The sequence below is a fragment of the Xanthomonas nasturtii genome (assembly GCF_001660815.1).
In the GTDB taxonomy this organism is placed as follows: domain Bacteria; phylum Pseudomonadota; class Gammaproteobacteria; order Xanthomonadales; family Xanthomonadaceae; genus Xanthomonas; species Xanthomonas nasturtii.
Window position 1 is genome coordinate 19,161 of sequence record NZ_LYMI01000046.1, and the last position, 11,989, is coordinate 31,149.

Below are 11,989 nucleotides of genomic sequence, written 5' to 3' on the forward strand. Positions count from 1 at the left end.
ATGGCACAGCGGCACGCGGATGCGCACGCACGCACCACTGTCGCGCGCCCCGCTGAAAAACATGCTACATAGCTCACGCTTCGAACCGAGCCAACCTCCCCCGGATGTCCACGCCCGCCTCTTCCCTGCAGCCCGCACTCAGCGGCCCGATCGCCGATGCACCAGTGTCCGCGCGCGGCCGGCGCCTGCTCGACATGCTGCACGCGCAATGCGTGCAGGTGCTCAGTGGACCGCTGCGGCTGACCGTGGTCGCGCTGGAACGCGAACTGCTGCATCAGGCCGAACACGCACGCAATAGCCAGATCCAGGCCGAAACCTACGCGCAGATGCGCGGCCTGCGCGACCACATCGATCGGTTCCCGCAAGCGTTTCTGCAGCAACTGGCGCAGGTGCTGGCCGGCCTGCGCGAACGCCCGGTGCTCACGCCGTTGACCGATGCCGCCGCACCGCTGCAGATGCTCACCCTGGTCGAAGACACCGATATCGATCGCGACATCGTGCTGAGCGACATCGCGCGCCGCGAAACCTCGCGCCGCGCCGATGCACTGCATTTGCTGGCGCAACGCCTGGCGGTGATCGGCGCAGTGCCCGAGTTCGAGCTGGAAGAACTGCCGCTTGGCCCCTACGCGCTGTGCCGCGTCCTGCGGCAGTGCGGCGAAACGTTGGGCCTGAGCCTGGATGGGCAGCTGACGCTGTACAAGGTCTTCGAGCGCCAGGTGATGGAGCGCCTGGGCGATCTGTTCGAGCGCGCCAACAGCCTGCTCGAACAGGAAGGGATCCTGCCGGGGCTGATCTATCACCCGTACCTGGTCAAGCCCACGCAGGTGCAGACCCGGCGTGCACCGCCGGGATCGGCGCACGCGCCCACGCACGCCGCGGCAACCAACCGACATGCGGCGTCCGCGCGGATGCCGCGGCCAGCCACCGGCTGGGCAGGCCAGTCCGCCCCCACAGCATGGCAAAGCGCCTTGCTGGCCCCCGCCCCTGTGGCACCAGCGCTTGCGCTTGCTGCACCCGGGCAGGCGATGTCACCGGCACTCAACGATGCGGTGCAGGCGCTGGGCGGCCTGATGGCGTCGGCACGCCAGTCGCAGGCGGCTGGTCACGCAGGCCACACAGGCGCAGGGACGCCTGCCAGCAACGGCCAGACGCCCTCGCCGACCTCGCTCGCCGCAGCAGCCCAGGCGCCGTGGAAAAGTGTCGCTGCCGTGCCCAAGGCAGCGCTCGGCGATGCGCTGGCCAGCCTGCAAGGTGCGCATGCCGCGCAGGCGGCAGCGACGCCACAGGCACCGGGCATCGATGCGGTGCAGCGGCAGGTGCTGGAGCTGCTGCGCAGCCAGCACGGCCCGGATGCCGCGCTGTCGCCGCAGGACAACGACACCTTCGACCTGCTCGGCCTGCTCTACGCGCAGGTGCAGCGCGAGGTGCGCGAGCAGACCCCGGCGCAGGCGCTGCTGGCCAAATTGCAGGTGCCGGTGGTACGTGCCGCGCTGGCCGATGCGCATTTTTTTGTGCGCGACCAGCACCCGGTGCGCGAATTGCTCAACACCGTGGCCGAATCCGGCGCGGTCTGGCTGGGCGAAGACGACGTCGACCCGCAGTTGCTGCACAAGCTGGGCAGCGCGGTCGACAAGATCGTCAATGATTATCGAGGCGACGAGGCCGTGTTCGCTGCGGCCAACGACGACATCCAGACGCATCTGCGCGCACTCGCACGCAAGGCCGAAGTGGCCGAGCGGCGGCATGTGGATGCCGCGCGCGGCAAAGAGCGGCTGGAATCGGCCAAGCAGCAGGCCGCCGCGCGCATCGAGCACTTGTGCGAACACAGCGCCCCGCCGCGCTTCGTGCAATCGCTGCTGCGCCAGGCCTGGTCGGACGTGCTCACGCTGACCTTGCTGCGGCAGGGCGAGCAGTCGCCCGAATGGGACGAGCGCCAGGCGCTGACCGCGCGCATTGCCGAGGTCACCTGCCGCAGCAAGGGCCAGCCCACCGACATCGCCCTTGGCACCGATGTGGAAACTGCACTGCTGCAGGTGGGGTATCACCACGATGAGGCAGCGGCGATCGCGCGGCGGCTGTCCACGCCCGGTGGCGAAGACGCGGTGACCTCGCGCACCGAGCTTGCCGCCAAGCTCAAGGCGCGCACGCGGCTCGGCGACCAGGGCGAAAGCGCGGCGCGCAAGCCGGTGACCACGCCGCGCACGCCGGCCGAAGAAGAGTGCCATACGCAGCTGCGCAGCCTGCCGTTCGGCACCTGGTTCGAATTCGTGATCAACCAGCAAGGCGACCAGCGTCGGCAACGGCTGTCCTGGTACAGCCCGATGACCGGCAACGCGCTGTTCGTGAATCAGCGCGGGCAGAAGGTGGGCGAGCAATCGCTGGACAGCCTGGCGCGGTTGATGGCCGGTGGGCAGGCCCGTCTATTGGTCGAAGAAAAATCGCGTCTGATCGATCGCGCCTGGCATGCCACCGTGCGCACGCTGCGCAGCCTGGCCGGCCAGTCGCCCGTTGCCGAGGCCCAGCCATGATCCAGGACACCCGCCGCGCGCCGCGCCGGCAACCGACCGACCTGCTGCCGGTCATCGACATGCTCAGCGAAGCGCAGATCGGCCGGGTCGGCAATGTCTCCGAAACCGGCATGCTGTTGTTGGCCTCGGTTCCGCTGCACGACGATGCCTTGTACCAGTTGCGCTTCACGCTGCCCGAGCGGGTCGGCCGCGCCACCGCGATCGATGTCGGCGTGCATCTGCTGTGGTCCGAAGCCGCGCACGCGCCGGGGCAAGCCTGGGCCGGCGTTCGCTTCCTGAGCATGTCCGAACCGCACCGGCAACGCCTGCGCGCCTGGATCGCCGAAGAACACATGACCGGATAGGCGCAGCGCCACCACGACTGCCCAGCCGCCAGGCGGGCGCGGCCGATGCTCGATGCGCTCCGTACTACCCGTGCACGGCACTCTGCGCCGCTGTCGTTATGCACCCGACGACTGCGTGGCAGTTTTTTCAGGCGCTTCAGGACGCAGCGCCGCTGCCAGGATTGCGGCAAAATTGCGCATTGCCTTTGCCTTGCCGATCGAGCCCCGCATGACCCAGCCCTCCTTGAGCAGCCTGTACTCCGACCACCTGCGCACGCTCACCGCGCGCGCCGACCAAGCGCTGCAGCGCGGCGGTTTCGAGCATCTGGTGGTTCCCAGCGGCAGCACGCATTACCAGCTGTTCGACGACCGCGATTACCCGTATGCGGTCAACCCGCAATTCAAGGCCTGGGTGCCGCTGACGCGGGTGCCCAACAGCTGGCTGGTCTACACGCCGGGCAAGCGCCCGACGGTGATCTTCTATCAGCCGTTCGACTACTGGCATGTGGTGCCCGACGCGCCCAGCGGTTGGTGGGTCGAACACTGCGACATCCACATCATCCGCACCCCGGACCAGGCACTGGCGCTGCTGCCCAAACAACCTGCGCGCTGCGCGATTCTCGGCGAGGCGCAAAGCACGCTCGGTGCGTATGTGCCGAACAACCCGCAGCCGGTGCTCGACTACCTGGACTACCAGCGCGCGTTCAAGACGCCGTACGAGCTGGCGTTGCTGCGCATCGCGCAGCAACTGGCGGTGCGCGGCCATCGCGCTGCGGAAGCGGCGTTCCGCGCTGGCCAGAGCGAGTTCGGCATCCACATGGCGTATTGCGCGGCAGTGGGCCAGGACGCCAACGAGTTGCCGTACGGCAACATCATCGCGCTCAACGAACACGGCGCGGTGCTGCACTACACCGAACTGGGCCAACAGCCGCCGCAACCGCTGCGCAGCTTCCTGATCGACGCCGGCGCCTCCGCCTACGGCTACGCCAGCGACATCACCCGCAGCTATGCCGCCGACCCCGGCAGCGAGTTCCAGGCCTTGATCGATGCGGTGGATGCCGCGCAGATCCGCATGGGCCAGAACGTACGCGCCGGCGTGGACTACAAGCAGCTGCATATCGACGCGCATCTGGCGTTGATGGGCATCCTCAAGGACTTCGGCGTCCTCACCGTCTCGCCGGAAGCCGCATTGGCCACCGGCGTCAGCGCCGCCTTCTTCCCGCATGGCCTGGGCCATCTGATCGGCCTGCAGGTGCACGATGTGGCGGGTTTTGCGGCAAGCGACCGCGGCGGCCGCATCGAGCGCCCGGCCGGCCACCCGTATCTGCGCCTGACCCGCGTGCTGGAGCCGGGCATGGTGGTCACCATCGAACCGGGCGTGTACTTCATCGACATGCTGCTGGACGAAGTGAAGAAGAACGGCCACGCCGCCAGCGTCGATTGGGCGCGCGTGGAGCAGTTCAAACCGTTCGGCGGCATCCGCATCGAGGACGAAGTGGTGTGCACCGAGGGCAACCCAGAAAACCTGACCCGCCCGGTCTTCGCCGCAGCATGATGCCCAGGGCCGCCTGACGACATCACCGCGCGCGGTGCCGGGCCGGGCCGGCACGGACAGGGCACGGCATCCACATGCACTGCGCATACACTTGGCTCTCAGGCGCGTGGCTCGGGCGCGCGATCCCCCACCCGCTAACGCAACGCGACGGTTCAGCACCACCACGCACGGAACATTGCCATGAACGATCCACGCCAGCCTTCGCACCCGGACCACCCGATGTACCAGCAGATCGAACGCGGCGTGCACGCGATCGATGCGGCGCACGGCCGCACGCCTGACCAGACCAGCGCCCGCCTCACCGCAGCGCTGTTGCCGCTGGCCAAGGAAGGCGGGCTGTCGCGCGTGGACCATGTACTGATGAGCGAGGCGAACAATCGCGGCGTGCACGGCGGCGAGAACGTCTTCGTGGTGCAAGGCGACCCGGCCAACCCGGCGCATCTGCGTGCGCACATGAAAACCGAACAGGCGCTCGGCACCCCGGAAGAACAGTCGTTCGAGCGCGCGCGGCAATTCGCCGGGCCCGGCGAGCCGGTACAGCAGCACGAACGCACGCAGACACCGCAGCTCGGTTAAGAGAACCGCCTGCAGCAAAGTGACCAGGCGCGTCGTGTCTGCACTGCGACAGGCAGAGCGCGGCGTGCGCGACGACGCCGGCCCCGATCGGATGCGCCCGGAAATCGGAACACCATCCGCAGCGCGGGCGTCGCCTGCAGCGCAACGCACCGATCTTGGCCACCGCTGGTGTTGCAGCGCTAGACGCGCGCTGCGTCGCGATCCGCCATCTCCGCTTCGATCTCGTCGGCACTGCGCGCCAATGCATCGGTCAGCACGCGGTGGCCATCGGCAGTGATCAGCACGTTGTCTTCGGTGCGGATACCGATGCCGCGCCACTTGGCCTCCACCGATGTGTCGTCGGCAGACACGTACAAGCCCGGCTCGATGGTGAACACCATGCCGGGCTCGAGCAGCCGCGACTCGCCGGCCAACCGGTAGTCGCCCACATCGTGCACATCCAGGCCCAGCCAATGGCCGGTCTTGTGCCGATAGAAGCGCTTGTACTGCGCGTCGGCGATGTTGCGCTCCAGCGTGCCCTTGAGCAGGCCAAGGCGCAGCAGCCCTTCGGTCAGGGTTTGCACCGCGGCCAGATGCCCGGCTTCGTACGCCACGCCGGGGCGCGCCTGCGCAAGCGCAGATGCCTGTGCGGCGCCGACCAGATCGTGGAGTGCACGCTGCGCCGGGGTGAAGCGGCCATTGACCGGAAAGGTGCGGGTGATGTCGGCCGCATAGCCGCGGTATTCGGCGCCGGCATCGATCAGCACCAGCTCGCCATCGCGGCTACGCGCGTTGTTGGCGCGGTAATGCAGCACGCAGGCATTGCTGCCGGTGCCGACGATGCTGCCATAGGCCGGCCACGCATCGGCGGCGCGGAATTCGCGCTCGACCTCGGCCTGCAACGCGTACTCATGCACGCCCGGCCGCGCCAGATGCATTGCGGCGCGATGCGCGCGCACGCTGATATCGGCGGCGTGCTGCATCAAGGCAATCTCGTCGCGCGACTTGAACAACCGCTGCTCGTGCAGCAGATGGCCGAGTTCGAGAAATTCATGCGGCGGCTGCGCACCGTGGCGCACCTGCTCGCGCACGCGCTTGAGCCAACCGATCAGTTTGAGATCGAAATCGACATCGCGCCCGAAGTGGTAGTACACCCGGCTGCGCCCTTCCAGCAGGCCCGGCAGGATCTCGTCGACATCGTCGATGGGGTACGCATCGTCCATGCCGTAGTGCTCTACCGCGCCTTCCTGGCCCTCGCGCGGGCCGTCCCAGGCTTCGCGCTCGGCATCGCGCTCGCGGCAGAACAGGATCGCTTCGCCATGCTTGCGGCCGGGCACCAGCACCAGTACCGCTTCCGGCTCGGGAAACCCGCTCAGATACCAGAAGTCCGAATCCTGACGATACGGGTAATGCGTGTCGTGGCTGCGCACGCGCTCAGGCGCAGCCGGCAAAATCAGGATGGCCTGCTCGCCGGCCATCTGCATCAGTTGCTTGCGTCGGCGCGCATATTCGGCCGCGCCGATCCCGGTCAGTTTCTTCATCGCGGGCCGATCAGTTCAAGCGTTGACGGAAACGCGGCCCCATCACGCAGTCGCCATGCAGCAACAGCACCGCTACGCGCACGAATTCTTCGATCTCGGCCAAGGCGGTGTCGTCCTCGTCGGCCGCGTCGAAATCGTCGCTGGAGGCTTGCGCCAACCGCGCCAGATCCTGCAACGCTTCTTCGCCTTCTTCGCTCAGTGCCGGGCGCTGCTGCGCAGCCAGGCCGAATCCGCCCAGGAAGGCGCGGCACCAGTCGAACAAGGCGTCGGTGCGCGCCGGCAACGGCGCGCCGTCTTCGACCAGCAGCAGCTCGAAGGCGAAATCGCGGTCTTCCAGCTGCGCCACGGTGGCCTGCCGCAGCTGGTCCAGCGCACCGCCCTGCTTGGGCGCGACCTGGCCACTGTCGGCCAGAATCCGCGCCAGCCAGTCGGCGCTGTCGGCACCGCCACCGGAGAGCCAGCCGCACAGCCCGCCATGCAACTCCGCCGCAGAGGACGCCAGCGCAAGCTGACGGCTTTCGTTTTGCACAGCGGTTACGTCGGGCAGATCCATCGGGTCATCCAGGCTGAAGAGCGATAAGGTGCCGACGCACGGGCCGGCGATATGACTTCCCAGTGTATCAAGGCGGCCTGCATGGGCCGCTATCGGCGCGCTCCATGCAGCGTTCCACGCGCGCGCCACCGGCCCGCCCGGGTACTGCGAAAGGCCTTGCCGCACCTGGGCTGACGACGGCGTCCGGGGCATGCGTGGGCGCTTGACCGCCGCGCGCACGCGCCCCTATCGTGAGCGCATGGACAACGCTGCCGCCCTCGCTCAGATCTGCGCACTCGCCGCCCGCGTGGAGGCCTTGGTGGAGCGCACCCAACGGCTCACCGACGAGAACCGCAGCCTGCGCCATCAACAGGAGCAGCTGATCGGCGAGCGTGCGCAACTGCTGACCAAGAACGAACAGGCGCGTTCGCGCGTGGAAGCGATGATCGTCCGCTTGAAGTCACTGGAGCAGCACACGTGAGCAGCAACGAACCGGTCAGCGTGCGTATTCTGGATCGTGAATACACGGTGGGCGTGACCGCGGACGAACGCGAAAGTCTCACCGCCGCCGCGCGGCTGCTGGACCTGCGCATGCGCGAGATCCGCGGCAGCAATCGCATGGCGGCGGTGGATCGTGTCGCAGTGCTGGCTGCGCTCAATCTGGCGCATGAATTGCAGCAGTTGCGCGAACAGCAGGCGCTGTACGACCGTGAATTGGCGAACACGCTGGACAGCCTGAATCGCCGGCTGGACAGCGTTGCCGACACACCGCGCTGAGTGGAATTCGCACTGCCATCGCAAATATGAATCTTCAAGCCCGCCGACCGACGAATGGGCTAGCCATCGCGGCGCAGAGGTCTATACTTCGCTTGCGTTCTCTGCTGTAAACGACAGCGTGCAAAACATTCGCCTTGTCCCTTAATTACGACCACGGGGGCGCGACGAAGCCGGGTGTGCAAGTCCGCCTTGTAGCGGGAAGCCCGATGGCCTCACAACGTCCCCACTTGAACCCCGGGTTCAAGGTCGTTTCGCCCGCATCGTCATGGCGGAGAATGCAAATCTGAAACGGCGCCTTCGGGCGTCGTTTCTTTTTGTGTGTCTGACCATTTGCACTTGCAGAGGTTGAACCAGCACTGCTGGCTGGCTGCGTTCGCGACTCTGTTGCCGTATCGGCTGCACTCCCACGCACTGCAAGACGCCCGCCGCATCGCGCGCACAGGCGCGTGCAGACGCCATTTAGCGTTAGTGCGCGCACCGCATGGCGTTCGCTGTGCGGCATCCGGCACAACGTGCGCTTGCAGGCGGCACTGCACGCCGCGCTAGGCATGCGCACGTGCGCCATCGACAATGCAGCACCGATAGCGCTGCGAGACACCCATGACCGAGGACCGAGACGCGTTGCGTCGGCAATTGCGTGCGCACCGGCGCAGCCTGCCGGCAACGCAGCGATTGGCCGCAGCCGATGCAGTGGCCGAGCGCTTGCTGGCACTGCCGTTCGCACCGCATGACGGCGCCGTGGCGGGGTACTGGGCGATGGATGGCGAAATTGCGCTGCATCGCTGGCAGCTTAGCTTGCCGGCCGGGGTGCGCTATTGCCTGCCGGTGCTGGACGGGCGCGTATTACGCTTTGCCCCCTGGCGGCCAGGCCAGCCGTTGCTGAGCAATCGCTACGGCATTCCCGAGCCGGACGTGGATCGCGCCGACACGTTGGCGCCCGAAGAGATGGCGCTGGTGATCACCCCGCTGACCGGCTTCGATGCGGCGTGCCGTCGGCTGGGCATGGGAGGCGGCTGGTATGATCGCAGCTTCGCGTTCCGGCATCGCCAGGCGCCGCCGCCCTGGCTGGTCGGCGTCGGCTTCGCCGCGCAGCAGGTGCCTGCCTTGCCCACCGAATCCTGGGACGTGCGCGTGGACGCCATCTGCACCGAACACGCCACCTTCCTGAAAGACGACAGCCTCTCTGCATGACTGCCCGCAAGCGCTACTGGTTGATGAAGTCCGAGCCGGACACCTTTTCCATCGACGATCTGGAGCGCGTCGGCACCGAGCCGTGGAACGGCGTGCGCAACTACCAGGCGCGCAATTTCATGCGCGATGGCATGCAGGTGGGCGACGGGGTGTTCTTCTATCACTCCAACTGCAAGGTGCCCGGCATCGTCGGCATCGCCAAGGTTGCCAGCGACGCGTATCCGGACGACACCCAGTTCGATCCCAAGTCCGACTACCACGACCCCAAGGCCACCCGCGAAGACCCGCGCTGGATGCTGGTGGACGTGGCGTTCGAGCGCAAACTCAAACGCACGATTTCACTGGATGAAATCAAGCAACAGGCCGATGCGCTGGGCGAAGGCTTCCCGCTGATCGCGCGCGGCAACCGCCTGTCGATCCTGCCGGTAACCGCTGCGCAATGGAAAGTGTTGCTGGCGATGGAATAGCCGTGATTGGGGATTCGGCATTGGAGATTCGCCCATCGCCGCCCCGCGTGACCTGCCCTGACGAATCCATTCCCAATCACTCATCCCGAGCTCCCCAATGTCCGAAGCAAAACGCCTGGCCGCCGAAAAGGCACTCGATTACGTGGAAGACGGCATGATCGTCGGTGTCGGCACCGGCTCGACGGTGGCCTACTTCATCGATGCGCTGGGCCGCATCGGTCACCGCATCAAGGGCGCAGTGTCCAGCTCCGAACAGAGCAGCGCGCGCCTGCGCCAGCACGGCATCGAGGTGCTGGACCTCAACCACACCGGCAATCTGTCGCTGTATGTGGACGGCGCCGACGAGTGCGACCCGGACCGCTGCCTGATCAAGGGCGGCGGCGCAGCGCTGACGCGCGAGAAGATCATTGCCGAGGCCAGCGAGCGCTTCGTCTGCATCGTCGACCCCAGCAAGCAGGTGCCGGTGCTGGGCACGTTTCCACTGCCGGTGGAAGTGATTCCGATGGCACGCAGCCTGGTCGCCCGCCAGATCCTGGCGTTGACCGGCGGCCAGCCGGTGTGGCGCGATGGGGTGGTCACCGACAACGGCAACGTGGTGCTGGACGTACACAACCTGCAGATCACCGACCCGGTGGCGCTGGAGCACAGCCTGAACCAGATTCCCGGCGTGGTCTGCGTGGGCCTGTTCGCGCGTCGCCCGGCCGATGTAGTGATCGTCGGTGGCGAGCCGCCGCGGGTGATCTGAGCGACCGCGTGCAAGCACGCGCATACGCAGTAGCGGCCCGCTTTGCGAAGCGACAGCGGGCCGGACTCCCGTCACATGCGATGACGGTACACCGCACTACAGCGGCTTGACGCACGCGGCAGCTTGGCAGATGGTGCGGCATCCCCGCCCACTGGTATGCCGCATGCGCCGTCTTTGCCTCCTCGCCCTTGCGTTGTTGATCCTGCTCAGCGGCTGCGCCAGCAGCGGTTCCTGGGTGGAGCTGGCCGGCACGCGCTATCAGGTGGAGCTGGCGCAAAACGATGCCGACCGCACCAAGGGGCTGATGTTCCGCGATGCCATGGAGGAAGATCACGGCATGCTGTTCATCCACGACCGCCAGGAACCGATGGCGTACTGGATGAAAAACACCAAGATCGCGCTGGATATCCTGTATTTCGATGAACAGCGCCGGCTGGTGTCGCAACAGCGCGATGTGCCGCCCTGTTCGGCCGGCGATGCCTGCCCGCCCTACCCCAGCAAGGCGCCCGCCCGCTACGTGCTGGAACTCAATGCCGGCCAGGCGGCCAGGCTCAAGCTGCAGGATGGCGCCGAACTCACTTTCAGCCCGGATATTCCCAAGCTGAAGTGATTCACAGCGATGCGGTGTCTCCTGTCAGGAAGTACCGGACTTGAACCCTGCGCCGCTTGCCGACACTCTTGGCAGCATGGTCGACATGCTCCCACTTCCCCATTGGACCGCGCTCGCCAGCCTGGACGACGATGCGGTGCCGTTGATGTCCACCGCGCTGCTGATTGCGCGCGACGAGTACCCGCAGCTGGATGCCGAGCTGTACGACACGCTGGTGCAGAGCCACGTCGAGCATTTGCGCCGCGAGGTGGACGCGATCGATCTGTGGCCGCTGAAGATGGCGGCGGTCAATCGCTACCTGTTCGATGAGCTGGGCTACTCGGGCAATCACGACGAGTACTACGACCCGCGCAACAGCTACCTCAACCAGGTGTTCGAGCGCCGGTTGGGCAATCCGATTTCGCTGGCGATGGTGCAGATCGAAGTGGCCCGCCGGCTGGGCATTCCCTTGGCGGGGGTGTCGTTTCCCGGGCATTTCCTGGTGCGCCTGCCGGTGGACGACGGCGTGCTGGTGATGGACCCGTTCAACGGCGGCCGCCCGCTGGGCGTGGACGAGCTACGCGAGCGTGCCCGCCCGCACCTGGGCGGCGAAATTCCCGACGACCGCGCGCTGGCGCAGATCCTCGACCCGGCACCGCACCGCGCGATCCTGATCCGCATCCTGCGCAACCTGCACGGCGTGTACGCCGACGCCGAGCATTGGGACCGCGCCGCACGCAGCGCAGACCGCATCCTGAAGCTGGTGCCCGACCAACCCGAAGCGTTGCGCGACCGCGGCATGGCCTACCTGCATCTGGGCCACCGCAATGGCGCCCGCCACGATCTCTCGCGCTACCTGATGCTCAACCCGAGCGCGCAGGACGCCGCCAATCTGCACGAGCACTTGGTGGAATTGAACAGCCAGCGTGCGCGGGCGCACTGAGGGAAGCGGTACGCCCAGGCTTGGCGCGTGTGGCGTCAGGGTCTCGACGCTGACGGCTGTCATCTGAAGACAGCAGGCACGGCGGCAGCAGACACGGGTCTGCCACTGATCTAGAGCCTGTTAACACTAATGATCTGAGCGGTTAAACTATTGCGCATGGAAATCACACCCGCACAATTTTCTCTCATCGAACAGTGTCTGCCGAGGCAGCGCGGCAATGTCGGCATGACCAACCTGCAAGTG

13 protein-coding genes and 1 other RNA gene are annotated in these 11,989 nt (G+C 66.8%); 12 read left to right on the forward strand and 2 right to left on the reverse strand.

Annotation, left to right across the window (positions count from 1 at the left end):
* The first annotated feature begins 104 nt into the window (after positions 1-104).
* From A7D16_RS16385 to A7D16_RS16400, 4 genes are all read left to right on the forward strand, one after another.
* On the forward strand, positions 105-2,528 hold the full coding sequence (locus tag A7D16_RS16385) for a DUF1631 domain-containing protein (RefSeq protein WP_064634300.1): 2,424 nt from the start codon (positions 105-107) through the stop codon (positions 2,526-2,528).
* Complete coding sequence (locus A7D16_RS16390; RefSeq protein ID WP_064634302.1) at positions 2,525-2,872, forward strand: PilZ domain-containing protein; 348 nt, start codon at positions 2,525-2,527, stop codon at positions 2,870-2,872. The genes A7D16_RS16385 and A7D16_RS16390 overlap by 4 nt, the downstream gene beginning before the upstream one ends.
* A gap of 208 nt (positions 2,873-3,080) precedes the next feature.
* Positions 3,081-4,406 carry a Xaa-Pro dipeptidase gene (gene pepQ / locus A7D16_RS16395; RefSeq protein WP_064634327.1) on the forward strand — a complete coding sequence of 442 codons (1,326 nt, stop codon included), beginning with the start codon at positions 3,081-3,083 and terminating at the stop codon, positions 4,404-4,406.
* A 180-nt stretch (positions 4,407-4,586) separates the two neighbouring features.
* Complete coding sequence (locus tag A7D16_RS16400) at positions 4,587-4,982, forward strand: XVIPCD domain-containing protein (protein ID WP_064634304.1); 396 nt, start codon at positions 4,587-4,589, stop codon at positions 4,980-4,982.
* A gap of 179 nt (positions 4,983-5,161) precedes the next feature.
* Here A7D16_RS16400 and A7D16_RS16405 read toward each other — a convergent pair whose 3' ends face one another.
* Positions 5,162-6,502, reverse strand: a complete 1,341-nt coding sequence (locus tag A7D16_RS16405; protein ID WP_064634306.1) for an aminopeptidase P N-terminal domain-containing protein — start codon at positions 6,500-6,502, stop codon at positions 5,162-5,164.
* A gap of 10 nt (positions 6,503-6,512) precedes the next feature.
* Entirely contained in the window at positions 6,513-7,055 is a 543-nt protein-coding gene (locus A7D16_RS16410) for a YecA/YgfB family protein (RefSeq protein ID WP_064634308.1), read from the reverse strand.
* Positions 7,056-7,293: 238 nt separating this feature from the next.
* On the opposite strand from A7D16_RS16410, the gene A7D16_RS16415 reads away from it, so the two are divergent.
* The 8 genes from A7D16_RS16415 to A7D16_RS16450 all read left to right on the forward strand — a co-directional run bounded on the left by A7D16_RS16415 (position 7,294) and on the right by A7D16_RS16450 (position 11,746).
* The gene (locus tag A7D16_RS16415) at positions 7,294-7,515 is read left to right on the forward strand and encodes a TIGR02449 family protein (RefSeq protein WP_064634329.1); all 222 of its coding nucleotides are present in this window, start codon (positions 7,294-7,296) and stop codon (positions 7,513-7,515) included.
* Complete coding sequence (locus tag A7D16_RS16420) at positions 7,512-7,811, forward strand: cell division protein ZapA (RefSeq protein ID WP_064634310.1); 300 nt, start codon at positions 7,512-7,514, stop codon at positions 7,809-7,811. The genes A7D16_RS16415 and A7D16_RS16420 overlap by 4 nt, the downstream gene beginning before the upstream one ends.
* 95 nt (positions 7,812-7,906) lie before the next feature.
* A non-coding RNA gene (ssrS, locus tag A7D16_RS16425) (6S RNA) lies at positions 7,907-8,090 on the forward strand.
* 321 nt (positions 8,091-8,411) lie between these two features.
* The gene (locus A7D16_RS16430; RefSeq protein WP_064634311.1) at positions 8,412-9,002 is read left to right on the forward strand and encodes a 5-formyltetrahydrofolate cyclo-ligase; all 591 of its coding nucleotides are present in this window, start codon (positions 8,412-8,414) and stop codon (positions 9,000-9,002) included.
* A complete protein-coding gene (locus A7D16_RS16435; protein ID WP_064634313.1) occupies positions 8,999-9,469 on the forward strand; it encodes an EVE domain-containing protein in 471 nt (156 codons plus the stop codon). Before A7D16_RS16430 ends, A7D16_RS16435 begins: the two co-directional genes overlap by 4 nt.
* Positions 9,470-9,566: 97 nt before the next feature.
* Positions 9,567-10,214, forward strand: coding sequence for a ribose-5-phosphate isomerase RpiA (rpiA, locus tag A7D16_RS16440; RefSeq protein WP_064634315.1), 648 nt, complete (start codon positions 9,567-9,569; stop codon positions 10,212-10,214).
* A gap of 163 nt (positions 10,215-10,377) precedes the next feature.
* The gene (locus A7D16_RS16445) at positions 10,378-10,824 is read left to right on the forward strand and encodes a DUF192 domain-containing protein (protein ID WP_064634317.1); all 447 of its coding nucleotides are present in this window, start codon (positions 10,378-10,380) and stop codon (positions 10,822-10,824) included.
* 40 nt (positions 10,825-10,864) lie between these two features.
* Positions 10,865-11,746: a SirB1 family protein gene (locus A7D16_RS16450; protein ID WP_064634319.1), complete on the forward strand. Its 882-nt coding sequence runs from the start codon at positions 10,865-10,867 to the stop codon at positions 11,744-11,746.
* Positions 11,747-11,989 lie beyond the last annotated feature (243 nt).

Bases quoted from the DNA above. Each gene is read 5' to 3' on its own strand.
- A7D16_RS16385 (WP_064634300.1), top strand. From the start codon at position 105: ATGTCCACGCCCGCCTCTTCCCTGCAGCCCGCACTCAGCGGCCCGATC.
- A7D16_RS16390 (WP_064634302.1), top strand. From the start codon at position 2,525: ATGATCCAGGACACCCGCCGCGCGCCGCGCCGGCAACCGACCGACCTG.
- pepQ (WP_064634327.1), top strand. From the start codon at position 3,081: ATGACCCAGCCCTCCTTGAGCAGCCTGTACTCCGACCACCTGCGCACG.
- A7D16_RS16400 (WP_064634304.1), top strand. From the start codon at position 4,587: ATGAACGATCCACGCCAGCCTTCGCACCCGGACCACCCGATGTACCAG.
- A7D16_RS16405 (WP_064634306.1), bottom strand. From the start codon at position 6,502: ATGAAGAAACTGACCGGGATCGGCGCGGCCGAATATGCGCGCCGACGC.
- A7D16_RS16410 (WP_064634308.1), bottom strand. From the start codon at position 7,055: ATGGATCTGCCCGACGTAACCGCTGTGCAAAACGAAAGCCGTCAGCTT.
- A7D16_RS16415 (WP_064634329.1), top strand. From the start codon at position 7,294: ATGGACAACGCTGCCGCCCTCGCTCAGATCTGCGCACTCGCCGCCCGC.
- A7D16_RS16430 (WP_064634311.1), top strand. From the start codon at position 8,412: ATGACCGAGGACCGAGACGCGTTGCGTCGGCAATTGCGTGCGCACCGG.
- A7D16_RS16435 (WP_064634313.1), top strand. From the start codon at position 8,999: ATGACTGCCCGCAAGCGCTACTGGTTGATGAAGTCCGAGCCGGACACC.
- rpiA (WP_064634315.1), top strand. From the start codon at position 9,567: ATGTCCGAAGCAAAACGCCTGGCCGCCGAAAAGGCACTCGATTACGTG.
- A7D16_RS16445 (WP_064634317.1), top strand. From the start codon at position 10,378: ATGCGCCGTCTTTGCCTCCTCGCCCTTGCGTTGTTGATCCTGCTCAGC.